At 53.4% G+C, this 22,822-nt stretch carries 22 protein-coding genes; 14 read left to right on the top strand and 8 right to left on the bottom strand.

What is annotated here, in order from left to right:
* Positions 1 to 3: 3 nt before the first annotated feature.
* Together V5T82_RS08305 and V5T82_RS08300 are read left to right on the top strand one after the other, a co-directional pair.
* Entirely contained in the window at positions 4 to 1,092 is a 1,089-nt protein-coding gene (locus tag V5T82_RS08305; protein ID WP_332895150.1) for a peptidoglycan -binding protein, read from the top strand.
* A 73-nt stretch (positions 1,093 to 1,165) separates the two neighbouring features.
* The gene (locus V5T82_RS08300) at positions 1,166 to 2,395 is read left to right on the top strand and encodes an MFS transporter (protein ID WP_332895149.1); all 1,230 of its coding nucleotides are present in this window, start codon (positions 1,166 to 1,168) and stop codon (positions 2,393 to 2,395) included.
* Here the strand turns inward: V5T82_RS08300 and cyaY are convergent.
* Positions 2,392 to 2,715 (bottom strand): iron donor protein CyaY, encoded by a 324-nt coding sequence (gene cyaY / locus V5T82_RS08295; protein WP_332895148.1) that lies wholly within the window; start codon positions 2,713 to 2,715, stop codon positions 2,392 to 2,394. The genes V5T82_RS08300 and cyaY overlap by 4 nt on opposite strands.
* 175 nt (positions 2,716 to 2,890) lie before the next feature.
* Between cyaY and rpmE the strand changes: the two genes are divergently transcribed.
* The 4 genes from rpmE (at position 2,891) to V5T82_RS08275 (ending at position 7,704) form a co-directional block, all read left to right on the top strand.
* Complete coding sequence (gene rpmE, locus V5T82_RS08290; RefSeq protein ID WP_332895193.1) at positions 2,891 to 3,115, top strand: 50S ribosomal protein L31; 225 nt, start codon at positions 2,891 to 2,893, stop codon at positions 3,113 to 3,115.
* Positions 3,116 to 3,344: 229 nt separating this feature from the next.
* Entirely contained in the window at positions 3,345 to 5,333 is a 1,989-nt protein-coding gene (locus V5T82_RS08285) for an adenylate/guanylate cyclase domain-containing protein (protein WP_332895147.1), read from the top strand.
* Between the two features lie 173 nt (positions 5,334 to 5,506).
* Entirely contained in the window at positions 5,507 to 5,968 is a 462-nt protein-coding gene (locus V5T82_RS08280; RefSeq protein ID WP_332895146.1) for an Hsp20 family protein, read from the top strand.
* A 623-nt stretch (positions 5,969 to 6,591) separates the two neighbouring features.
* Positions 6,592 to 7,704: a porin gene (locus V5T82_RS08275; protein ID WP_332895145.1), complete on the top strand. Its 1,113-nt coding sequence runs from the start codon at positions 6,592 to 6,594 to the stop codon at positions 7,702 to 7,704.
* 217 nt (positions 7,705 to 7,921) lie between these two features.
* On the opposite strand, the gene V5T82_RS08270 is transcribed toward V5T82_RS08275, so the two are convergent.
* The gene (locus tag V5T82_RS08270) at positions 7,922 to 8,104 is read right to left on the bottom strand and encodes a DUF1192 domain-containing protein (RefSeq protein ID WP_332895144.1); all 183 of its coding nucleotides are present in this window, start codon (positions 8,102 to 8,104) and stop codon (positions 7,922 to 7,924) included.
* Between the two features lie 89 nt (positions 8,105 to 8,193).
* Here V5T82_RS08270 and V5T82_RS08265 point away from each other — a divergent pair, with 89 nt between their 5' ends.
* The 3 genes from V5T82_RS08265 to V5T82_RS08255 all read left to right on the top strand — a co-directional run bounded on the left by V5T82_RS08265 (position 8,194) and on the right by V5T82_RS08255 (position 11,137).
* Entirely contained in the window at positions 8,194 to 9,198 is a 1,005-nt protein-coding gene (locus V5T82_RS08265) for an NAD(P)H-quinone oxidoreductase (protein ID WP_332895143.1), read from the top strand.
* 125 nt (positions 9,199 to 9,323) lie between these two features.
* A complete protein-coding gene (locus V5T82_RS08260) occupies positions 9,324 to 10,013 on the top strand; it encodes a DUF1013 domain-containing protein (RefSeq protein WP_332895142.1) in 690 nt (229 codons plus the stop codon).
* A gap of 308 nt (positions 10,014 to 10,321) precedes the next feature.
* Positions 10,322 to 11,137 carry a DUF2189 domain-containing protein gene (locus V5T82_RS08255; RefSeq protein ID WP_332895192.1) on the top strand — a complete coding sequence of 272 codons (816 nt, stop codon included), beginning with the start codon at positions 10,322 to 10,324 and terminating at the stop codon, positions 11,135 to 11,137.
* On the opposite strand, the gene V5T82_RS08250 is transcribed toward V5T82_RS08255, so the two are convergent.
* The 3 genes from V5T82_RS08250 to V5T82_RS08240 form a co-directional block, all read right to left on the bottom strand.
* Positions 11,068 to 11,589: a sensor histidine kinase gene (locus V5T82_RS08250; RefSeq protein WP_332895141.1), complete on the bottom strand. Its 522-nt coding sequence runs from the start codon at positions 11,587 to 11,589 to the stop codon at positions 11,068 to 11,070. The two genes, V5T82_RS08255 and V5T82_RS08250, sit on opposite strands and share 70 nt — an antisense overlap.
* Positions 11,590 to 11,637: 48 nt before the next feature.
* A complete protein-coding gene (locus tag V5T82_RS08245) occupies positions 11,638 to 12,357 on the bottom strand; it encodes a sensor histidine kinase (RefSeq protein ID WP_332895140.1) in 720 nt (239 codons plus the stop codon).
* Positions 12,358 to 12,529: 172 nt separating this feature from the next.
* Entirely contained in the window at positions 12,530 to 14,437 is a 1,908-nt protein-coding gene (locus V5T82_RS08240) for a propionyl-CoA synthetase (protein WP_332895139.1), read from the bottom strand.
* A gap of 207 nt (positions 14,438 to 14,644) precedes the next feature.
* Between V5T82_RS08240 and V5T82_RS08235 the strand changes: the two genes are divergently transcribed.
* From V5T82_RS08235 to V5T82_RS08225, 3 genes are all read left to right on the top strand, one after another.
* Positions 14,645 to 16,276, top strand: a complete 1,632-nt coding sequence (locus V5T82_RS08235) for an acyl-CoA synthetase (RefSeq protein ID WP_332895138.1) — start codon at positions 14,645 to 14,647, stop codon at positions 16,274 to 16,276.
* 305 nt (positions 16,277 to 16,581) lie between these two features.
* Complete coding sequence (locus V5T82_RS08230; protein ID WP_332895137.1) at positions 16,582 to 17,460, top strand: hypothetical protein; 879 nt, start codon at positions 16,582 to 16,584, stop codon at positions 17,458 to 17,460.
* Between the two features lie 206 nt (positions 17,461 to 17,666).
* Complete coding sequence (locus V5T82_RS08225; protein ID WP_332895135.1) at positions 17,667 to 18,389, top strand: transposase; 723 nt, start codon at positions 17,667 to 17,669, stop codon at positions 18,387 to 18,389.
* Positions 18,390 to 18,594: 205 nt separating this feature from the next.
* On the opposite strand, the gene V5T82_RS08220 is transcribed toward V5T82_RS08225, so the two are convergent.
* Positions 18,595 to 19,116 carry a hypothetical protein gene (locus tag V5T82_RS08220; RefSeq protein WP_332895134.1) on the bottom strand — a complete coding sequence of 174 codons (522 nt, stop codon included), beginning with the start codon at positions 19,114 to 19,116 and terminating at the stop codon, positions 18,595 to 18,597.
* 193 nt (positions 19,117 to 19,309) lie between these two features.
* On the opposite strand from V5T82_RS08220, the gene V5T82_RS08215 reads away from it, so the two are divergent.
* Positions 19,310 to 21,883: a hypothetical protein gene (locus tag V5T82_RS08215; RefSeq protein ID WP_332895133.1), complete on the top strand. Its 2,574-nt coding sequence runs from the start codon at positions 19,310 to 19,312 to the stop codon at positions 21,881 to 21,883.
* Positions 21,884 to 21,909: 26 nt separating this feature from the next.
* Here V5T82_RS08215 and V5T82_RS08210 read toward each other — a convergent pair whose 3' ends face one another.
* Both V5T82_RS08210 and V5T82_RS08205 read right to left on the bottom strand, forming a co-directional pair.
* Positions 21,910 to 22,101, bottom strand: a complete 192-nt coding sequence (locus V5T82_RS08210) for a hypothetical protein (RefSeq protein WP_332895132.1) — start codon at positions 22,099 to 22,101, stop codon at positions 21,910 to 21,912.
* A gap of 142 nt (positions 22,102 to 22,243) precedes the next feature.
* Entirely contained in the window at positions 22,244 to 22,411 is a 168-nt protein-coding gene (locus V5T82_RS08205; RefSeq protein WP_332895131.1) for a YdcH family protein, read from the bottom strand.
* Positions 22,412 to 22,602: 191 nt separating this feature from the next.
* Between V5T82_RS08205 and V5T82_RS08200 the strand changes: the two genes are divergently transcribed.
* Positions 22,603 to 22,806: a YdcH family protein gene (locus V5T82_RS08200; RefSeq protein WP_442917436.1), complete on the top strand. Its 204-nt coding sequence runs from the start codon at positions 22,603 to 22,605 to the stop codon at positions 22,804 to 22,806.
* Positions 22,807 to 22,822: the final 16 nt, after the last annotated feature.

Genomic DNA, 22,822 nt, shown 5'->3' with positions numbered 1-22,822 from the left:
TCCATGGCCGCGCTATCTCGCCGCAACCGCAACAGAGCCGACATATGGCCCGGCTTCGTCGATGCCTTGGCATCGCTGTTGATGGTCATCATCTTTTTGCTTTTGGTTTTTGTGCTGGCTCAATTCTTCTTGGGCGAAGCTCTGTCGGGCCGTGACAATGCGCTGAAAAAGCTCGACCGTGAAGTGGCGGAACTGGTGGACATGTTGGCGTTGGAACGCAAAGCTAACACCAAGCTGCGCGGTGATGTCTCGCGCCTGTCCGGGGAACTCCAATCCACCATTTCCGAAAGCGATAAACTGAAACTCGCCATCGAAGAGGGCAAAGCCGAAATCTCGCGCTTGGTCGGTGATGTGGTGAAGCTCGAAGCGCTAAAAAAACAGCTGGAAAACGACATCGGCAAGTTGGCGTCTGACTTGGATGAAAAAGATAAATCCTTATTGGCAGAACAAGAACTTTCTGAGAGTGCCCGCGCCGAGATCGCCATGCTCAACGGCCAAATGGGTGAGCTGCGCGACCAAATCGCAAGTCTCAACCAAGCGCTCGACGCCGCCGAAGTCAAAGCCAAAGATCAAAACGCACAGATCGTGTCGCTCGGCAAACGCTTAAACGCGGCGCTGGCGTCAAAGGTCATGGAGCTTCAAGGCTATCGTTCAGAATTTTTCGGCCGCTTGGCAAAAATCTTAGGCGCGCAGGAAGGCATCGAAATCGTCGGCGACCGCTTCGTGTTCCAATCCGAAGTCCTGTTTGCCAGCGGAGCGGCCGAGATCAACGTCGGCGCTTACGATCAACTGCGCGGTCTCGCCGCCACACTATTGGATCTCAAAAAAGAAATCCCCGACGACATCGACTGGGTCATGCGTGTCGACGGCCACACGGACGTGGTGCCGATCAAGAACTTGAAGTTTGCGTCGAACTGGGAGCTCAGCTCGGCGCGCGCCATTTCGGTGGTGAAATTCCTCATCGACCAAGGTGTGCCCGCCAATCGCCTTGTCGCAGCGGGCTTCGGCCAATACCAGCCCCTTGCTCCCGGCAAAAGCCCCGCAGCGCTCACCCGCAACCGCCGGATCGAGCTGAAACTGACGCAACGCTAAGTCAGGGCTAGCCGCTGCGCCTTTGAACCGCTATAAACTAATTCTCATCCCCTGGAATACTTAAAGCTTTCGTATGCTCATTCTTTTCTTGATTGTTTTTATCGACTTGGTCGGCTTCGGTATCGTTATTCCGTTGCTGCCCTTTTATGGTGAGCATTTCCAGGCCGATCCCTTCACCGTGTCGCTGATGATGGCGGTCTATTCCTTGGGCCAGTTTGTCGCCGCACCCTTTTGGGGACGGCTGAGCGACACCATTGGGCGCCGTCCGGTGTTGATCTGGTCGCTGTTCGGCGCGGTGTTGTCTTATATCTGGTTGGGCTTTGCCGAAACCATGTGGATGCTGTTCGCTGCGCGCTTGGTGGGGGGCTTGATGGCGGGCAACATTTCCACCGCGTTTGCCTACATCGCCGATATCACCACGCCAGAAAACCGCGCCAAGGGCATGGGACTGGTGGGGGCGGCCTTTGGCCTAGGCTTCATCGTCGGCCCCGCCATCGGTGGCATTTTGGCCGGGCCTGATCCGCTCAACGCCGATTTCCAAACCCCCGCGTTTGTCGCTGCAGGGCTGTCGTTCGTGGCGTTTGTGCTGACGGTCCTGAAGCTTAAAGAATCCCTACCTGCAGAGGTCCGCGAGGCCGCCAAATCCGGCTCGCGCCCCAACCGCTGGAAACAAATCAGCGAAGCCAGCCAACGTCCCGGCATCGGCTTGTTGCTGATCATTTCGTTTTTGGCGACGTTCGTGTTTGCGGGCATGGAAACCACCTTCGCCATGTGGTCGCGCCGACAACTGGGTTGGGGGCCGGAACAAAACGGTTATCTGTTTGCGTTTATCGGCATCATCGCCGCCGCGCTTCAAGGCGGCGCAGTGGGGCGTCTGACCAAGCGCTTTGGCGAAGGCAACTTAATCGTTCAAGGCGCACTGGCTTTGGCGATTGGCATGGCGTTGATTCCGTTCTCCACCACGTTGCCCATATTATTGGTGGCCATGACCATCGTTGCGTACGGGTTCTCCGTCATCAATCCAGCACTCAACAGCCTGATATCCTTAAAAAGCCCGGCGGGCGAACAAGGCATGATGATGGGGGTGTCGCGCTCCGCCACGACCATGGCCCGGGTTCTGGGACCCGCGTGGGCCGGTGTGTTCTTCGCGCAATTGGGGAAAGAGTGGCCGTATTATGCAGGCGCCGTGATGATGCTCTTGGTGGCCTATTTGGGCCTGAAATCGCTCAAAGAAAACCAAGCGGCGAAGGACGAAGCCGTGGCTGTGGCAGCCGAAGAAGACCGTTCAGCGCCGATTGATTAGAGCGAAACGCTCTCTCCTGCAATCTTTCCAATTTCCGCATTGAGCACGTCCAAAAGCGGATCTCCGCCCCGTGTGGAGACCCAAGCAGACGCCCCTTCGTCATAGGCATAGTGCGTCGCCCCGCTGAACGGGGACGACATCCAGATTTGCATGTTCGGCCCGTGCTTGTTGATAACGTATTGGCGACCGTCTTCCAATTCGATATTTAAGATGCCGTTGTCAAAGTCCACATCGGCGTCATCACCGATGGCCTCGTCAATGGCTTCGAACAGGTTTTCCAGGGTTTCTTCGGCCAAATTTTCGAAGGCTGTGGCATCCATGGGCTGACGGTCCTTTTGCGAAATGTTGCACAAAATGTCTTAGCCCCGAAAATCAGGCGCGGCAAGGCTTAAGAGGCGGAAACATAATTGAAATAAAATTGATCCAACCCGCCATTTCCCCTTGCTTCGCAGGGGAGAGGTGGTTATATAGGCGCTCTTATTTTGGAGCAGAATGATGCAAAAAGACATTCACCCTGACTATCACGAGATCACAGTCGAAATGACTGATGGTTCCACCTTCACCACCCGCTCGACGTGGGGCAAAGAAGGCGACACCATGAAGCTCGACATCGATCCGAAGACCCACCCGGCTTGGACCGGCGTGCACCGCCTGCTTGATAGCGGCGGCCAGCTTGCCAAGTTCAACAACCGTTTCAAAGGCTTGGGCCTCAAGGGTTAAGTCTTTTGATCTCCTGAACGGATTTAGGGGGCGCTGGTGTTCAGTCACCAGCGCCCCCTTCGTCGTGCCCGCCTCAAATTGAAAAAGCTGGGCTGAATACTCAAGTCTTCATTTCCCAGAAACTATTTTTTGTTTAGAATCGCACACTTAATGGTCTGAAATGCCAGAATCCAGGCCAATATGTTGTATTGGTGCGGCCCTAAGAGCCGTAGCTGAAGGATAATTTCGGGTGAATTCAACCAGCTACGAAGTCCAGGTGATGCAAGGCGGGAAATGGCGCATCCATGCGCAATTCCCACCGGCCGCCCGTGATGATGCCATCGAAGAGGCAAAAACCCTCGAATCCATGCCAGGTTTGAGCGGCATTAAGGTCGTTCGTGACAATTATGACGAACGCTCTGGCCTGCACAAAGAGCACGTGGTTTACAAACACGTCCCTCAACAGTCTGGCCCGCAAGGGGCTGCGCCAGCTTCAGCCGCTCCACAAGAGTCCAAAAGTTCCGCCGTTGCGCAAAAATACATGGCCCGCGCCGACGCCAATCGCATGAGCGATATTGACTTCGGCGACAGTGAAGAAGCCTTCACAGGGCGCAAGCCTAAAAAGCAAGGCAGTGGCTTAGGCGTCTTCACGAAGCTGATGCTGATCATTTTGCTGTCCATTACCATCTCCGCAATTGTGGTGATCGTGGTCAACGGCGTCATGCCTTATAAAAAGTTCAACGGCATCCGTCTCTATGGCGACACCCGTGTGCACATCATGATTGCGCTGGCCATCATCACGTTTTTGGCCAGCATGCTTGCGTCTTATTTTATGTTTTTACATGGTGATCAGCTGGACGCCCCCGACCCAGCAAAACTGAAATTCGAACGCCAAAAGGCCGAAAAACGCCATCAACGTGAACAGGCCGCTCGTGCAGAGGCGCAGGCCAAAAAGAAAGCGACAGAAGAAGCCCGCAGGAAAGCAGAAGAAGCGCTGCGCCAAAAAGCCGAAGAAGAACGATCGCGCAAAGAAGCCGAAGAGCTTTTGAAAAAGCACGCCGAGGAAGACGAAGAAGAAGAGGCTCAAGACGACGAACAAGCTGAAGAAAAAGACGAGGATGCTGATTTTTCCAACCTTTCCCCGGTAGCCGAAGCCCAAAAAGCCGTCCTCATGGGCTTCTTTGGTGAAGCCGTCGGCAAACTTCCTCCAGAGCGCAAGAAGTTGGATAACTACAACCGCTTCGGCGTGAACCTGTTCTTGGCCGGCGCTGCGGAAAGTCTGGGCGGTGCGCGCAATTTGGACGGCGATAGCATTGCCGAAATCCTGGCCAGCTCTTTAGGCGTGATGGGGCTGAAAGAAGAACATGCCCAAGCCTTCGCCAAACGCTATGAAGATTATTTGCTGCAAGACGCGCGCTATATGGAGATGTTCCAGTCTGGCCGCCAAACCATGATCAAGCACTTAGATGGTGACAAAACCGCCCTTGAGGCGCTCAACACTTCACTGCATGAATGGAACAAGCCCAAAGAGCCGGAAGATCCGGAAAAAGAAGTCGTGGTGATGTTTACCGACATTGTCGGTTCGACCGCGATGACCCACGAAAAAGGCAACTTGGCTGCTCAAGAGGTCGTGCGTGCACACAACCGCGTGGTTCGCGACGCTCTGGGGAAAACCGGCGGTTTGGAGATCAAACACACTGGCGACGGCATCATGGCGTCCTTTGAAAAGGTGACCGATTCATTGTTGGCAACCCAGCAAATGCAAATGATGATCGAGATGCACAACCAGCAAAACCCGGACATCCCCTTGAAGGTCAAAATCGGCATCAACGCTGGACGCGTGGTGATGGAAGAAAAAGACCTTTATGGCGTCACGGTGCAAATGGCGGCCCGCATCGTCGACAAAGCCAAAGCCGATCAGATTTTTGTCTCTGACACGGTTTATGGCATGGCCAAGGGTGGCAGCTGGCGCTTTGTCAAACGTGGTCCGTTCTATCTGAAAGGCATCGACGGCCCGGCGTATCTGCAAGAATGCGTGTGGGACGATAAAATCGATATCGCCCAAGTCCAAGCCGCAGCAGAAGCCGAACGCTCGCAGTTGGAACAGGCCTACACCGCAGCCAGCGGCAAGCCGCTTCCCGGCCAAGCCCCCGCCCCTGCGCAAGAAGCCCCCGCTCAAGCGGCTACACAACCGCCAGCCACTCCAGCAGCTCAACCGGCAGCGAAGCCTCAAGCCTAATTCCCGCTTTTTTTCAGACGCCCCCCTTGCGCGGCGAAAAAGGGCTGCCTAACTCATTGCCAGCAGCCCAGGATGCCGCCGAGCGGGTCCATACAGCGCTGCCAGCATGAACCAAAGCTTCGCCAAGGATTGGGAAGCTTTTCAAACCAACAGTTGCTCATAGGAGAACCGTTATGCGTACCGTCGATTTGACACCCCTCAACCGTTTTGCCGTCGGCTTTGACCGCATGCAGCGCCAGCTTGAAAGCATGTCGCGCCTTGACGAACAAGCCACCGCTTACCCCCCTTACAACATCGAAGTTCTGGGCGAAGATGCCTATCGCATCACCATGGCCGTGGCCGGGTTTAGCCTGGAGGACTTGGATATTGTCGTGGAAAACGGGCGTCTCAGCGTATCTGGTCACACCCAGTCCGAAGACGAACCGAAAGAATATCTCCACCGTGGCATCGCCACGCGGGCCTTCCAACGCCATTTCGAACTGGCCGACCATATTAAAGTCGCCGGCGCAGGCCTGGACAACGGCTTGCTGCATGTCGAACTGGAACGCGAAGTTCCCGAAGCGCTCAAACCGCGCAAAATCGCCATCTCTGGTCAAGTTTCCCAAACCAAAGCCATCGACCAACAAGCAGCGTAACCGCTGCACAACCAGCCCCTCCCGTGCCTGGGCGGGGCTGGGTCAGCCATTTACAGGCTTACTCCCCATTGCGGCGCGTCTAACGACGCGCCGCTTTTTTTGTGGCAATCAGATGGAATGTCCCCCAAAACGCAAAAAGGACCACCTTGCGGCAGTCCTTCAAACGGTAGATCGAGCCCTGTTAAACTCGCCTTCAATTTTGTTGCGCAGGACTTTATCACGATGTTGTGCGCGGTCAAGTCCTGAAATCCGCACAAAACCTAGTATTCCCGTTTTTGGACGCAATTTTCACCCTTCAAACAGCACTCCATGGTTTTGATTCGCACATCTGGTACGTAATTTGAGCAACAAAATAACAGACGCTAAATAACGAAAATTGTATGTTTAATAGACTATTATGCGTTTTGTTACAGAGGACTAGCCGAAATGTTGCAACGCAGTAACACTTGCAAAAAGCTCGCAATAAAGTTTCGTTAAGGTCTTTGGCTCCATAATTCTCTTCATATAGATTAGTTTCACCCAATACCTCGTTGCGATGTGTTGGGTGGTGAGAATGTGGTGGATTTGGGCATCCACCCACACTGATATCCCATTTGGTTGGGGATAAATTAAAAGGAACGAACATGAAAAAGATCCTTCTCGGCACTACGGCAGTCATCGCCCTGGGCACCTTGTCCACCGAAGCTTTCGCAGCTGACAAAATCAAACTCGAACTGGGCGGCTTCATGCGCCAGTACGTTGGCTTCAGCAACTCTGACGAAGCTGCTACCGTTGCCACGAACGACGTTGTCAACCGCGACACCGGCCTGGGCCAACAAGGCAACAGCGAAGTTTACTTCACCGGTTCCACGACCCTGGACAACGGCTTAAAAGTTGCCGCTACGATGCAACTGGAAGCGAACGCTGTCGGTACGCGTAACATGGACCAGTCTTACTTGACCGTCAGCTCCGACGCTATGGGTGCTTTGTCCTTAGGCGCACGTCCGCACGCTGCTGACGATTTAGCCGTTCGCGCACCGAACGCTGGCAACCACGACTTCGGCGACGTCTTGAACTGGGTTGGTGCATCTCGTACCGCCGGTGCAAGCTCCACGGCAATCGCAATGACCGCTGGTGACATCGCAGGTGGTTGGGATGACGACACCATCAAAGCCGTTTACATCTCTCCGAGCTTTGCTGGCGTCACCGTTGGTGCTTCCTGGTCCGCAGCTGAAGGCTCCGGCGCTGGTGAATCTGGTCAGCTGATCACCTCCAACCTGATAGACGGCTACTCCTTCGGTCTCGCTTACGCTGGTGACTTCGACGGTGTGACCGTTGACGCTGCTTTGACCCACGGTCGTGTCAGCGCACTTGCTGACCAAACCGGTCTGGGCGTGAGCGTCGGCGTTGCAGGCTTCACCATTGGCGGTTCCTACATGGACTTCGAAGGCAAGCCGGTTTCTGGTGTGAACACCGATTCCGACGATGGCAAAGCTTGGGAACTGGGCGTTGCCTACGCAACCGGTCCGTACAGCTTGTCCGCGACGTACATGAACGCTGAAAACAAAGGTACAACGGCTACGGCTGGCGACAACGAAGACACCTCTTGGGTATTGGCAGCGACCTACGATCTGGGCGCTGGTGTTGCTTTGACGGCGACCTACTTCGACGTTGAAACGGATCCGGAAGGCACGACCGCAGCAACGACCGCTGTCGACGGCACCGGCCTGATCACGGGTATCGAAGTTGGCTTCTAAGTTGAAGTAAATTTCGATCGAAAGATCTTTGGAAAGGGCGGTCTTCCGGCCGCCCTTTCTTTTTGTGCTTTATCAAATCGAAAGACACAAAAAAGGCGCCGCCTCATATGCTGGCGGCGCGAGTCTAACAGGGAGGCGTCAGGGAAGTGAGAAGTCAACCTGACCTTGCTACCCTAACAAGAACGGCCTAACAATTCCTTAACTATAAAGTTGCGCCTCACGTCTTAAAAAACGCATCCGCTCCGGCACGGGCTGCCTTTTTCGATTCAATCGCAGCCTCAACCCGCGCGATTTCGGCTTTCAAGTCATCAATATATTCCCCCAAGGCTTCGATGGACATTTCGTCCAAATCTTTTTTTCCGCCTTTGGGTGTCAGGGGTTCCAAATCATCTGTATCCATTCTTTAAAGCTCCGGCTTGTGTTCTGGTTTGCGATGATCATACTAGGCAAAACACCTCCCTGGAAGACGTCGAAAAGGTGACGAGACACATGAGCCAAGCCCTGCCCACATCCATGCACTGTATCGAGATGACCGATGGCCGTGGAGCCGACACGCTCCACCCCGCTGAACGCCCCCTGCCCGAAGTCGGCGCGGGGCAAGTTCTGATCAAAATCGCCGCCGCCGGCATCAACCGCCCAGACGTTTTGCAACGCGATGGCCTCTATCCTGCTCCGCCGGGCGCCAGCGATATTTTGGGCCTGGAAGCCGCAGGTGAAATCGTGGCTGTGGGCGGAGGTGTTGAAAGTTTGAAGCTGGGCGACCTTGTCACCGCGCTACTGTCCGGTGGCGGCTACGCCGAATATGCCACCGCTTATGAAGGCTCTTGCCTGCCCATCCCGGATGGCTTGAGCCTTATTGAAGCCGCCTCCCTGCCCGAAACCTATTTCACGGTGTGGAGCAACCTGTTCGACAGGGCTGGCCTCAAAGCAGGCGAAAGCTTGCTGATGCAAGGCGGCACCAGCGGCATCGGCACCACCGCCATCCAAATGGCCAGTCAATTGGGCGTGCGCGTGATCGCCACCGCTGGCAGCGCTGAAAAATGCCAGGCGTGTCTGGATTTAGGCGCAGAGAAGGCCGTGAACTACCGTGATGAAGACTGGGTCGGTGCCGCGCGCGCATTTGGCGGCGGCAAAGGTGTGAACGTGATCTTGGACATGGTCGGGGGTGATTATGTCAGCCGCAACATTAAATCCTTGGCCCCGGACGGGCGCTTGGTCAACATTGCGTTCTTGCAAGGCTCCAAGGTCGAAATCGATTTGATGGCGGTGATGTTGAAACGCCTGACCCTGACGGGCTCGACCCTGCGGGCACGCGACCCGGCGTTCAAGGCCGCCATCGCCGAAAACCTCAAACAAACCGTCTGGCCTTTGCTCAAAACCGGGGCAATTAAGCCCATGGTTTACAAGACCTTCCCCTTAGCCCAGGCCGCAGACGCCCACAAATTGATGGAAAGCAGCCAGCACATTGGAAAAATCGTTCTCACGGTTGATTGAACCCGCAAACCAACGTGAAATAATCTTGCGTAAATGGTTTACCCGGCGCGCATTTTGGGATAAATAAAGCCCATCACAACCCCCGCAAAGGGGGTTGTTCCGTTTTTCGTATAAGGAATATCAAGATGGCAAAGCCGTTGATGCCGAAAGCCACCGCCGTTTGGTTGGTTGAAAACACTGCACTCTCGTTCGATCAAATCGCTGAATTTGTCGGTTTGCACGAGCTGGAAATCCAAGCCATCGCCGATGGTGAAGTCGCGGTGGGTATGCAAGGTGCCAACCCGCTCACCACGGGCGAACTGACCCAAGAAGAGATCGATCGCTGCCAAGCCGATCCCTTGGCCCAGTTGAAAATGGCCAAAGCCACCCTGCCCACGCCCAAAGCGCGCGGCAAAGGGGCTCGCTACACCCCGGTGTCCAAACGCCAAGACCGCCCGGACGCCATTGCCTGGTTGCTCAAACACCACCCGGAGCTCACCGACGGTCAGATCGGTCGTTTGATCGGCACCACCAAGCCGACCATCAAATCGGTCAAAGAACGCAGCCACTGGAACATCGCCAACATCAAACCGCAAAGCCCGGTGGGATTGGGTTTGACCAGTGAAGCCGACTTGGAAAAAGCCGTGGCCATTGCCCGCGCCAAAGCCGGCACGACGCACGTGGCTCCGACCCCAGTTGAGATCGAACCGGAACCCTTGGCCGAACCCGCACTGCCGACCATGGCCCCCGGCCCCGCAGCCGAACCGGAACCCCAACACACGGTCGAAAGTGTGTTTGGCCCCGCCAGCACGGACGAAGACAAAAGCGAGGAGTAAGCCCCCGCTTCACCGACTGTTATCAAGAGAGCCTGAACTTTTTCAGGCTCTCTTTTTTTGTGTGCCTTTGGCTACAGAACCGTGCGCGCCAAAATCGTAATGTGGACCATCGGCGGTTCGGACCCGGAGCCGCTGGCGTAAAGGCCCCACTGTACATAGACCCAGGTGGGCCTTTCCCCGAAAGCCGCATCGGACCGAAGTCCGGTGCGGCTTTTTTCAAAAACACGATTGAAACATTGCCAAGCTGCGCCTTGGACAGTAGCCTTAAAAAAATCGTGATAGATCACTGGGAGGGAATCTTGAACGAAGTGTCCAACACGGCTTCTGAAGAACCGCCGAAACCGCGTCCGGTTTCCGATTACATCAACGATGTGTCCATCGAACAACCCTTTGTCTGGCTGGGCAAAGGTTGGGCGGATTTTGTCCATGCGCCACGCCTGTCCATCATTTACGGTCTGGTTTACACCGTCGTCGGCATCTTTTTGGTGATCGATCTGCATATGATGGAGATGGATTATCTGATCTATCCACTTACCGCCGGATTTATCTTAGGCGGGCCGGTGTTGGCGATTGGCATGTACAATGTCTCGCGCCGGATTGAACGCGGGCGCACCCCCCGACCCTTTCGCTGTTTCATGGCGTGGAAAAACAACCGCTATCACATTATGACGGCAGGCTTGGTGTTCATGATTTTCGCCATGGCCTGGAGCCGCATCGCCGTTCTGTCGTTTGTGCTGTCGTTTCCCTACATCGGAATGAATCTGGAAACCATCATCAACACCGTGCTGTTCACGCCTGAAGGCATTATCTTCTTAATCGTCGGCACGTTCTTAGGCGCACTTCTAGCCGCCATCGCCTTTATCTTCGGCGCCGTTGCGCTGCCCATGATGTTGGACCGCAAGGTCGATATCTTCACCGCATCGTTGGTGAGCTTCTTGGTGGTGATGAAAAACAAGGGCGCTATGATCACTTGGGCGTGCTTGATCGTGATGTTCATTGGCGCAGGACTGGTCACGGCCTATATCGGGCTCGCCATCACTCTGCCCTTGATCGCTTACGCCAGCTGGCACGCGTATCGCGCCTGTGTCGATCCGTCGAAGTGGCCCGAAACACCCCTGGACTGAGCAATCACGCAGCCCTCAAGCATTCCTTCATCGGCAACAAGATCGTCGCTATGGTGCCGTTGTTGTGCCCATTTTCGATCTGTAACGAGCCGCCCGCCCTTCGGTGTGAATTTCAACGCATTGCCGATCAGGTTCGACATGATTTCGAACAGCACCACCGGATCGGTGTACAGAACCGGAAATCCGTCCTCAATGACGTAGGACAAATCCACACCGCTGCATCTTGCCTCGGCTTCGAAGGTCTGCACGATTTCGGGGCAGAACATGTGAAAGTCCACGTCCTGCTTTTTCAAAATCGGATGACCTTGAATCGATTCGTCCAACACACGCTCACAGATCTGCAGCATCACTTGTGATGCGTTCCCAATATGTCCGGCATAATCATCGATCTGGTCGGAGGACGGTTTCACGCCGCCTTCGCCCCGGATCATTTCAAAACAACCACCACTCACGACATAATAATCTTTTGATTAAGATGACAATTTGGAAAAAGTCGGCGTTTAAGCCGTTTTGACGCTGTCTTCCACGGGCAGTCGCACGGCTGCGACCGTACCACCACTGAGCGCGCTTTCGATCTGCAAAGTGCCGCCCAACAGCTCAGCCTTTTCCAAAATGGTCTGCATGCCCTGCCCCCAACCGCGTCGGTTGGAATGGGCAAAGGTGGTGGTCGGGCCATCGCCCTTCATAATGGAGCGCAAGATCGTGGACGGAATGCCTTTGCCCGTGTCTTGCACCACCAAAATCAAGGCTTCGTTTTTCTGGCTGACTTCGCCCTTCACCCGGACTAGGCCGCCTTTAGGTGTGAACTTGATGGCATTGCCGATCAAGTTCGACATGATTTCATACAGCACCACTGGATCCGTGTGCATGAGAGGGAAGTTTTCATCGATTTCGTAGGAGAGCTTCACCCCCTTCTCATCGGCCTCGGCCTCGAAGGTGCGAACGATTTCTGGGCAGAATTCGTGGAAGTCCACATCTTGTTTATTCACGATCGAACGGCCTTGGATTGATTCATCCAACACGCGCTCGCAAACTTCCAGCAACCGTTTGGTGGCCGAGTTGATGCGCCCGGCATAATCGTTGATATCGCCCTTCGACGGCGTAACGCCATCTTCGCCCTGAATCATGTGGGAATATCCCATCAAGGCGTTCAGCGGATTGCGGATTTCGTGCGCAAATTCCCGCAAAAGCTCTTTATCAGATTTGGGTTTGGTCGACATACTTCGCCCGTGGATTGCCCAGCGTAACAGCCCCATTGCTAGAAGCACTCTAAAGAGTTGAAAGACATATATCCAGACTATATCACGATTTTTTTCGCATTATTCTAAATTAGAAAAACCAAAAGGCCGGAAGATTGCTCTTCCGGCCTTTTAGTTTGTGTGTCTTCGAGACTTAGCTGCGGGCTTTGGCGTAGCCGATGCCTTCCAGTGCCTCTTCGATCTCGTCCAAGATGGCGGGATCGTCGATGGTCGCGGGCATTTTATACTCTTCGTTGTCCGCGATTTTCTGCATGGTGCCGCGCAGGATTTTACCCGAGCGCGTTTTCGGCAGACGATCGACCACGGTGGCCATTTTAAACGCGGCAACCGGACCGATTTGATCGCGGACCATTTTCACCACCTCTTTAACGATGTCGGCTTCGTCACGGTCAACGCCAGCTTTCAACACCAACATACCCAGCGGCATTTGGCCTTTCAGCTGATCAGCGACACCCATGACGGCACATTCGGCGACGTCGGGGTGGGCGGCCAAGACTTCTTCCATGGCACCCGTGGACAAACGGTGTCCAGCGACGTTGATGATGTCATCGGTGCGCGCCATGACGTAGACATAACCGTCTTCGTCGATATACCCCGCGTCACCCGTTTTGTAGTAGCCCGGGAACTCGTCCAGATAGGCTTCTTGGTAACGCGCATCGGCTTGCCATAAGCTGGGCAGCGTGCCCGGTGGCAGCGGCAGTTTGCAGCAGATTGAGCCGATTTTGCCGGCTTCGACCGGGTGGCCGTCGTCGGCCAGAACCTGAACGTCCCAACCCGGTGCCGCTTTGGTGGGCGAGCCCGGTTTGGTCGGGAATTCATGCAGACCCAAACAGTTGGCCGCAATGGACCAGCCCGTTTCGGTTTGCCACCAGTGATCCACCACAGGCGTGCCGAGGATTTTTTGCGACCATTCCAGCGTATCGGGGTCAGTGCGCTCACCCGCCAGATACAGCGCCTTTAGCGAGCTCATGTCATAGTTCGCCATGAGCTTGGCTTCCGGGTCGTCACGCTTGATGGCGCGCAGCGCCGTGGGTGCCGTGAACAGCACTTTGACTTTGTGGTCCGCAATAACGCGCCAGAACGCACCGGCGTCCGGCGTGCCAACGGGCTTGCCTTCATAAATCAGCGTGGTGCAACCGTGCAGCAGCGGGCCGTACACGATGTAGCTGTGACCCACAACCCAACCCACGTCGGATGCGGCCCAGTACACGTCCCCGGGCTCGACGTCATAAACGGCTTTCATGGTGTAGTTCAACGCCACCATGTGACCGCCGTTGTCGCGCAAGATGCCTTTCGGAACACCCGTGGTGCCCGACGTATACAAAATGTACAGCGGATCGGTCGCAGCAACGGTGACGCATTCTGTGGGCTCAGCCGTTTCGATTTCTGCAGCCCAATCCACGTCGCGTTCACCGGACAAGTCGGCTTCGGCTTCGGGCCGTTGCCAGATAACGATTTTTTCCGGCTTGTGCGTGGACAGCTCAACCGCTTTGTCCAGCATCGGTTTGTATTCGATGGTGCGCCCCGGCTCCAAACCGCACGAAGCGGCGACGATGGCTTTGGGCTTGGCGTCATCGATACGAGTGGCCAGCTCTGCAGACGCAAAACCGCCGAACACGACCGAGTGCACAGCACCCAAACGCGCAATGGCGAGCATGGCGATGGGCGCTTCGGCGATCATCGGCATATAGACAATGACGCGATCACCCTTTTCCACACCGTTGGCACGCAAAACACCGGCAAAGCGCGACACTTGGTCTTGCAGTTCTTTGTAGGTGATGGTGCGCTTGGTGCCGCCGGTCATGGGGCTGTCGTAGATAATGGCGGGCTGGTCGCCACGGCCATTTTCCACATGACGGTCCACGGCGTTGTAGCAGGTATTGCACTCAGCACCTTGGAACCAGCGATAAAATGGAGGATTGCTATCATCCAGGACTTTGTCCCAGGGTTTCACCCAGTCGATATCCTGGGCAAGATCGCCCCAAAATCCATTGGGGTCGGACAGAGAGCGCGCATGCGCTTCTTCGTATTTATTGGCCAATTTTTGTCTCCCTCTGTTCTGCCTGAGGAGGTCCTCTAAACCGAGGCTGTGTGCGGCAGAAGGTCTTCTTAGCTGCCCGGCCCTTACCCCCACGGTAGGCCCGGCGAACTCCCTGAGCGGATATTGCGACAAAAGAGTATTTTTTGCAACGCAGCAATGTGGCAGACTACCGCCAACAGGACTTAATACCCCAGGGAGAGGAAGCCCATGAGCATCTACGAACAACATCTGGATAAAAACGCTGCGAACTTTCAATCACTTAGCCCGCTGAGCTTTATTGAGCGCTCGGCCCGCACGTATCCGGACAAAGAAAGCGTGGTTCATGGCAATCGCCGCTACACATGGAAAGAGACCTTTACCCGCGCCAAAAAATTGGCCTCCGCCCTGACCAAACGGGGTGTCAAAAAGGGCGACACGGTCGCGGCCATGCTGTCCAACACGCCGGAGATGTATGAATGCCACTTCGGCGTGCCTGTCACGGGTGCGATCTTGAATGCGCTGAATTACCGTCTGGATGCCGACAACATCGCGTTCATCCTCAACCACGGCGAAGCGAAGTTCCTCATCACCGATACGGAGTTTTCCGACATGGTGAGCGAGGCCCTGAGCAAAATCGGGCGCGACGACATCACCGTGATTGATGTGGATGACGAACAATGCGACGCGCGCGGCCCGAAGCTGGGGGAGAAAGATTACGAAGCCTTTTTGGACGAAGGCGACGAAGACTATCCTTGGGCCCTGCCCGATGATGAGTGGGACGCCATTGCGCTGAACTACACCTCCGGCACCACAGGCAACCCCAAGGGCGTGGTCTATCACCACCGGGGGGCATATCTCAACGCGCTGTCCAATGTGATCGGCTGGAACATGGGCCATCATCCCAGGTATCTCTGGACCCTGCCCATGTTTCACTGCAACGGCTGGTGTTTCCCCTGGACCTTGGCCGCCAATGCGGGCACCAGCCTATGCTTGCGCCGCATCAATGCCGCCAACATCTATGCCGCCATCGCCGACGAAAAAGCCACGCACTTCTGTGGTGCGCCCATTGTGCTGAACTTCGTCATCAACGCGACCGAGGCTGAGATCAAACCGTTTGACCACAAAGTCGAAGTCATGGTCGCCGCCGCTCCGCCGCCTGCCAGCACGCTGGAAAACATGCAAAAGGCTGGGTTTAACGTGACCCACGTCTATGGCCTCACAGAAACCTACGGCCCGGCGGTCATGTGTGCGTGGCACCCGGAATGGGATGAGCTCAGCATCGAACAGCAAACCCTGAAAAAAGGCCGCCAAGGTGTCCCTTATCATGTTTTGCAAGACTTGCAGATCATCAACCCCGAAACCATGGAGAACGTGCCCAACGACGGCGAGACCATGGGCGAAACCATGTTCAAAGGCAACATCGTCATGAAAGGGTACTTGAAAAACCCGGACGCCACGAACGATGCGTTTCGCGGCGGCTGGTTCCACTCAGGCGACTTGGGCGTGATGCAGCCGGACGACTACATCAAGCTGAAAGACCGCTCCAAAGACATCATCATCTCGGGCGGTGAAAACATTTCCTCTATTGAGGTGGAAGACACCCTCAACGGCCACGAAGCCGTGTTCGCCGCCGCCGTGGTCGCCAAGTCCGACGACAAATGGGGCGAAACGCCGTGTGCGTTCTTGGAAATCAAACCGGAGTTCGAAGGCAAAGTCACCGAAGCGGAAATCATCCAATACTGCCGCGACCACTTGGCACACTATAAGTGCCCGAGAAACGTAGTCTTCACGGAACTGCCGAAAACGTCTACGGGGAAAATTCAGAAGTTCAAATTGCGGGAAGTGGCGGAGGATTTGTAGGCCTCCTCCCCGCACGGAAATGAAAAAGCCCGGAGCAAACCTTCGGGCTTTTTGATGGGGGAACTCTTCGTCTTTAGGCTTTAGGCCTTGCACACCATGTCCTGGCTACAACACAATAATCATTTTATTCTCGAAAATCGATTTACTCTGACCCCAGTGGTTCCTGACCCCAGTGGTTCTAGAGGATACCTGAACAATCAAAACATAGTACAATTAAAATGGCGTTGACCCGAGGCGGTGGCGATTATAGGTTGTGCATCGTTGTGTGAAACTCAAAATACGATGAAATGGTTTGGTGATTTTCAATGAATGTTTCGGGATTGAAGAATGCAGATGCTGACAGGGCATTGATTTTTCTAACTTTGATCAGCTTGTTGTTATTGCACATCCCATCGGCTGTCGCGGATGAACTGCTGACGGATCCTATCGCACCGCAGGGGCTTGAGTATAAGCATGACTATTCGTCTGTGGACATTTCTAGCCTGACAGAATGGGAAAAGACATTTGTTCCAGAAGCTCGCAAAGAACCGATCCTCAAGCACATTCTGACAACCTTAGACTGGGAGCTGAAGCCGGGTGCAGATCAAGCCCCCTATTGCTCGGATGTGTTTAAAAAGATTCAAAATTGGGTTGATGTAGAGATCATCGAGCCGAATATTCGCGCCAACAGTTACGGCGATACTGCATTTTCCGAGTGGCATAAAAACTGCCCCGATTTTTTTCCGCATAAAAGTAAAATCGTAACGCCGGGTGCTGCCAGCCCTACTTACGGAACGCATCATTTTAAAGTATATGAATTACCACATGGGATCTTAAATGATGGTGAAGTGGTGTTCTATCATCAAGGTGGTCATCCTCATTATTACATTGATGGTTATGGGAACAAAGGGGACAAGGAAATGTACCCACCATCTGGGGATGGACGTTTTCGCATTGTAAATGCCAGCAGCTGTAAAAAGGTATTGGCGTTTCGTTTTTTGCCATCGGATGCATTCTCTTACCCTCCTGCAAACCCTCAGTTGCCTTATGCTGAAAGTGCGGTCATGAAAGCAGATGATCGGTACGTCATTGTCGCAGCACGTGTATCTGGCTTGCCGTTGAGACACTTCTTGAGCATCAATCAACTCGGTCCAAACGGCTTGTATGCGAAACAGCCGAACTGCCTTTTTTCTTCAAAACGATAATTTTTCTTAAAGGGTATTCTCATGCCAATAGATACGACCAATTCCAGTGATTTTAACCAATAAACGGCGAACCTAAAGAACCAATGGGGTCAGAGAACCAATGGGGTCAGAGTAAATGAGAACCAATGGGGTCAGAGTAAATTGATTTACCTCAACTTTTAGAGTAAGATTGCTTTTCATCAGACGTAACAAAAGGGAAAAGCACAATGGCTCGGCTGGCACGGTTCAATATTGCAGGCGTTCCGCAGCACATCATTCAGCGCGGTAACAATCGGCAGGCGATCTTCTTCCATGATGATGATTATGCTGTCTATCTCGAAAAACTGCAGGAGTACGGCGAGAAGTACCAAGTCGCCATTCATGCTTATGTTTTGATGACCAACCATGTGCACTTGCTTCTGACTCCGTCGACAAAAACCGGGATTAGCCAGTTGATGCAGTCCTTGGGGCGCTATTATGTGCGTTATGTCAATCAAGCCTATCAGCGCACGGGCACCCTGTGGGAAGGCCGTTACAAATCGACCGTGGTGGACACCGAAGAATACTTTCTAACCGTCAGCCGCTACATCGAGCTCAACCCCGTCAGAGCCAAGATTGTGCGCAAGCCTAAAAATTATCCGTGGTCGAGCTACACCCACAACGCCCTTGGTGCCGACAACGCACTTTTGTCCGCCCACCCCTGCTATCTCGCTCTTGGGCGCAGCAAAGCGAAAAGGCGAGAGGCCTATGAAAACCTGTTCACAGACCGCATTCCCGCCGCCACCCTGGACGATATTCGCACCAACACCAACAAAGGCTGGGTCCTCGGCAACGATCAATTCAAATCTGAGATCGCAAAAAAGGCCAAGCGACGCGCAGAGCCAAAACCGAGGGGCGGAGATCGCAAATCAAAGGCTTATCAAGCTAAGGTAAGAAAAAGACGGATCTAATTATCAAAATCAATTGACTCCGACCCCAATGGTTTCATTAAACGGAGTTGTTTAATTTCAGGGAGTTAGGACTGTTAATCTGAATGTAGGAATAAATGCTTGACTTGGGGCGGGTTGCTATGGTAAGTAATATCCTGACGACCACCACACGTGCGCCTGAATGCAGGACTTGTGTTTTGTGAATCACGTCGAGCCGATTAAGCCCTCATTGCCCACCATCTTCCACCACGATGACGAGGGCGAAGAGGTGTCCTTTGTCCGTAAAGTCGTACCCAAGGATTTTAACTTTTGTTCCATCGGCCATGGGAAAACCATAATCGTAGCCATTGCGGGGAAAAGGCTTGTCTTTCCACTTTTTCTTTTCGCGATCAATAACACCATCCCTCTCTGTTCTGTATCCCTCGGGCGTTACAGAATTGAGTTCCACTTTTTCTTCCGGCAACAAAAGTGGTGTACCATGGCGTTGCGTGATAGCGATTGAGTTGACGTCGGGAAGACCTTGTTTCTTAAAAACGTTACCCGTGGGATCGTATTGATATTCCCAGTTGAGAGTCCCCTCACCACTAGAATAGATTTGGCCTTTATTGATTGCGATCCACCCAATGTCGTTTTCACACCCAACTGCCCAACAGTACTCTGCAGCTGCTTGACTTGGGATGAGAATACATACGGATAACGCCAACAACACCGCACCGAACATATTTTTAACAGAATGTGTTTGTTTCACAATTTTAGCTCCTTATGCCGTTGCTGAATTGTACTCAACAATGCTTAGCCGTGAATAACAGAATTTTCTTTTAAGTCGTGCGTAACAACTCGCCAGCCCCAAACCCAGCCATAGTAGGCCATAACCTACAACCTCACCCTAACTGCCCTGCACAACCCGTGCAGGGCTTTTTTTTATGACAGGAAATCTAACCATGACTGACCTTTCCATCACGAAAGATGAAATCAACTCCTTCGTCGGCAATAGCGAAGCCAAGCCCGACGACGTTTACAAGCTTAGCCACGCGGGCACAAAAAACAGCGGCCTGTCGGTCGGACAAATGCAGACGGATTTTTCCGAACAAAGTCGCGATACACAAAAAGCCTTTGTGGAGGCCGTTGGGCTGAAAGGCAATGATGCCGCTAAATTGGCGACAGAACTGGGGCGAAAAGGCAATTCGTCATTTGTCGAAAGTGAGTTGGCCGCAAAAGTGAACGAGAATTTGAAAAGCCAAAACGGCATAGCGTTTGTGGATAACCTGGACAATCGCCAAGTCGGCATATTAGTCGACGGTGTCGCAAACGTCGTTCAACAGGCACAGTCAAATCCGCGTTATAAACACGACCCTGGTTTTCGAAGCTTAATCGATTCAAAAGCATTCCAAGTCATGGTCGCCTCTAATGTCAACCAGTTTGGCCCTGCAGGAAAACTTGGGAAATATTTAGGCGGGGAAAAAGTCGAAATTGGAAAGAAGACACACGAACTAAAGGCGGAAGAACCTCTTAATCTCGCAACATTAATGTCCTACGAAAGCAACTACCAACAGGTCACACGCTCACCACAAGATGCCAAACTGATGCGTGAGCGCCGTCAAGGTGAATTGCGTGATTTGAGCAAGGCGGGCATGATTACATCTTTTGATTATCAAAAAGCTCTTTTTGCAGCTGATGTGTTCTATCGCTCAACCCAAGAAGTGAAAAGCAATACAGCGCTTGCCGGGTTGAGGTCCGAGATTGCCAAAAATGGCTTTACGCCTTTAACCGTGATCGCATCCACACGTTATATGCAAGAGCTTGCACGACCTAACGGCACACCTGAAAGCGCACGGCAAAAAGCGTTTGATGGCTATGCCGATGCCCGTAATTACTCAGGCCCCTCGCAAGAAAACACAGCTGTCGATAACCCCATGTCCAAAGCCGAACTTGAAGCGGCCATTGTTGAAGCGCGCAAAGGTGTGGCGACGCAGGTCATCGATGGTTTAACGGGCGAGGTTCTTTATGAAGACAAGCCAAACTTACTGTCTTTGGAAACGCCGACCAACTTTAAAGGTATGGACAGCGTCACCATTTCCAATATCCCAGATGGTGCGTTCTTGTCGGCAGGATCAACCAACTTTAGTTCCCCATCCGATGCAGCCCTTTTGGATGGGCTTACGTCCTATTACGGCGGAGATCGCGCCAAGGCCGAGACTGCCATGTGGGCATCTGCACCGGAACGTACAAGCATGCCCAACGCGGCGCGTGCTACGAAAGCTGCTGTGAGCGGTCTACAATCCGTTCGGACAAACGACAACCGCGCCGTCAAAACGGATGCAGATGCCGCATCCTTGGCTGGGTTAATGATGGACAAAGATACCACGCGCGAGATGATGAAAAGCGGTGCGTATCGCAATGAACACCATCCCCAATACGGCTTCACCCAAGCCGCCGTGAAATCGTTTTTTGGAAACACCTACCGCGACAACAGCCCCGCCGCACCGACACGGACTACGGCGTTGGAAGAACCCAGCCGCAATGCCACCGTTCGCGGTATGCAGGCCCAAAAAGCTTCTGCTCCCACTTCGAATTATGCCAGCGTTCAAAAAAGCATTGACCAGGAAATAGAACGCGAAGAGCGCGCGGCAAACAAGCAACGCGCGGCTATGGCAAAACAGGAAGCCAAAGAACAGGCAAAGCGTACGGAGCAAGCCATGCGCGAAGAAGAAGGTGTGGGTGCTGTGACAACAGCAAAAGCCTCCCTTACTCAACAATCGGTTTTAGGTACGCCTGATGAACCATTGGGGCAATCCCAAGCGGCGAAGAACGCTTTTCTTGACGCCCCAAAACAAAGTTTCAGAAATGATGATGCACCAATTACGAATACACCGATTACGCTTGGAGCTGCAGCTGTGACACAACAGCAAGTTTCCAAAAATGCGCAACGCAAAGCCCCGTCCAAACCGTCGACATCGAATAGAGGTCCTGATGATTGGCAAAATGATGGCATTGGCACGACGCATGATTATTCCGGCAGTTGGTCAACAGACAACTCCAAAGGCTATACCGGCACAGACAAAACAGCCAAAGGCAGTGTCATCACTGCAGCAGGAAACCTAAAGCAGCGATCGAGAGGAAAAGCCAATACGAATGATGGTAGTGCAGGACCAAATTCAGGCAAAGTCATCTGCACGGAACTGTTCCGCCAAGGCTTATTACCGTACGAGATCTATGCTGCGGACCAACGCTTTGGTCTGCATTTGGCCCAGTGCGATCCATATGTGATGATCGGCTATCATGCTTGGGCCAAGCCGTTGGCCTGTGCAATGAAAAAATCTGTCCTTCTTACGCGGTTCGTCCACCACAGTTTCGCCATGGCCTGGGCTCAAGAAATGTTCGCGCGTGAAGTGAAAACAGCCAAAGGCACACTGCGAGGAAAATTCTTGATCACGCTGGGTGTGCCGCTCTGCAGACGGATCGGAATGACACTCTCAAAACGGAAAAAGCCCGGAGCAAACCTCCGGGCTTTTTGATGGGGGAGGTCTTCGTTATTTTTGGCTTAAGCCTTGCACACCATGTCCTGCCCACAACACAACGGAGATTTGATTTTGCCGTGGCCGTTGGGGCATTCGGAGATTTCGACTTCGGAGCCGTCGTCAAGCTTGAGCATGCCGTCTTGTAAAGGTGCGTCGCACTTGCCGCAGGTGGCGTTGACGGACATGCCGCAGACTTCGCATTCGTAGGTCGCCATGGGATTTCCTCTCAACCCAGAAATTCGTCCCTCCTCATTTATGTAAGTCCCCCACCGCGCAATTCAAGCAAAGGAAAACGGCCTCCCATCGCTGGAAGGCCGTTTGGATATCTTGGGCCTCAGCCCCACCGGTTGATCCTCGTCAATGGTGGGTGAGCTCCTCCAATTCGTCTTTTATTTTTAGTTTTTCTTTCTTGAGGGCGTGAATTTCGATCTCGTCAATGAATGGCTGGGTTTCGTGTTGATGGATGGTCTTTTCCAGTTCGTGGTGACGAGTTTTGAGCGAATCGATACGGCTCTCAAGCGACATGGTAATATCTCCCACTATTTTGGTTCCGTTAACGCAAGAATCTTACACTTTGATGACGCACTTGAAAAGCCCTAGTTGATCAATCAGCTATTTCAGGGGCTTGCGAAAAAACCTTACAAATTGTGCTGTTTCCAAACTGTTTATCCAAGCGGAATCTGTGCTAAGATTTGCCTATGACCGACGGAACATCCATGAACGACATCCTCGACACTTTACCTGCACGTCTGGAAGAGTTGAAAACCGAACACCGCGATTTGGACGACGTTATTCGCCGCCTGTCCGAAGACGCCGCGCCGGATATGTTGCAAATTCAACGCCTCAAAAAACGCAAACTCATGATCAAAGACCAAATCACCAAACTGGAAAGTGGTTCCATTCCCGACATCATTGCCTAAGTATAGGTAAACTTAG

The sequence above is a fragment of the Magnetovibrio sp. PR-2 genome (assembly GCF_036689815.1).
In the GTDB taxonomy this organism is placed as follows: domain Bacteria; phylum Pseudomonadota; class Alphaproteobacteria; order Rhodospirillales; family Magnetovibrionaceae; genus Magnetovibrio.
Note: the sequence above shows the minus strand (reverse complement) of the source record. Positions and strands in the feature narration are given on the sequence as shown.

Excerpts from the sequence above, each read along its gene's own strand:
- V5T82_RS08270 (WP_332895144.1), bottom strand. The coding sequence starts at position 8,104 with ATGGATACAGATGATTTGGAACCCCTGACACCCAAAGGCGGAAAAAAA.
- V5T82_RS08230 (WP_332895137.1), top strand. The coding sequence starts at position 16,582 with ATGAATGTTTCGGGATTGAAGAATGCAGATGCTGACAGGGCATTGATT.
- V5T82_RS08225 (WP_332895135.1), top strand. The coding sequence starts at position 17,667 with ATGGCTCGGCTGGCACGGTTCAATATTGCAGGCGTTCCGCAGCACATC.
- V5T82_RS08260 (WP_332895142.1), top strand. The coding sequence starts at position 9,324 with ATGGCAAAGCCGTTGATGCCGAAAGCCACCGCCGTTTGGTTGGTTGAA.
- V5T82_RS08280 (WP_332895146.1), top strand. The coding sequence starts at position 5,507 with ATGCGTACCGTCGATTTGACACCCCTCAACCGTTTTGCCGTCGGCTTT.
- V5T82_RS08305 (WP_332895150.1), top strand. The coding sequence starts at position 4 with ATGGCCGCGCTATCTCGCCGCAACCGCAACAGAGCCGACATATGGCCC.
- V5T82_RS08300 (WP_332895149.1), top strand. The coding sequence starts at position 1,166 with ATGCTCATTCTTTTCTTGATTGTTTTTATCGACTTGGTCGGCTTCGGT.
- cyaY (WP_332895148.1), bottom strand. The coding sequence starts at position 2,715 with ATGGATGCCACAGCCTTCGAAAATTTGGCCGAAGAAACCCTGGAAAAC.
- V5T82_RS08215 (WP_332895133.1), top strand. The coding sequence starts at position 19,310 with ATGACTGACCTTTCCATCACGAAAGATGAAATCAACTCCTTCGTCGGC.
- V5T82_RS08245 (WP_332895140.1), bottom strand. The coding sequence starts at position 12,357 with ATGTCGACCAAACCCAAATCTGATAAAGAGCTTTTGCGGGAATTTGCG.
- V5T82_RS08205 (WP_332895131.1), bottom strand. The coding sequence starts at position 22,411 with ATGTCGCTTGAGAGCCGTATCGATTCGCTCAAAACTCGTCACCACGAA.
- V5T82_RS08265 (WP_332895143.1), top strand. The coding sequence starts at position 8,194 with ATGAGCCAAGCCCTGCCCACATCCATGCACTGTATCGAGATGACCGAT.
- V5T82_RS08210 (WP_332895132.1), bottom strand. The coding sequence starts at position 22,101 with ATGGCGACCTACGAATGCGAAGTCTGCGGCATGTCCGTCAACGCCACC.
- rpmE (WP_332895193.1), top strand. The coding sequence starts at position 2,891 with ATGCAAAAAGACATTCACCCTGACTATCACGAGATCACAGTCGAAATG.
- V5T82_RS08200 (WP_442917436.1), top strand. The coding sequence starts at position 22,603 with ATGAACGACATCCTCGACACTTTACCTGCACGTCTGGAAGAGTTGAAA.
- V5T82_RS08235 (WP_332895138.1), top strand. The coding sequence starts at position 14,645 with ATGAGCATCTACGAACAACATCTGGATAAAAACGCTGCGAACTTTCAA.
- V5T82_RS08275 (WP_332895145.1), top strand. The coding sequence starts at position 6,592 with ATGAAAAAGATCCTTCTCGGCACTACGGCAGTCATCGCCCTGGGCACC.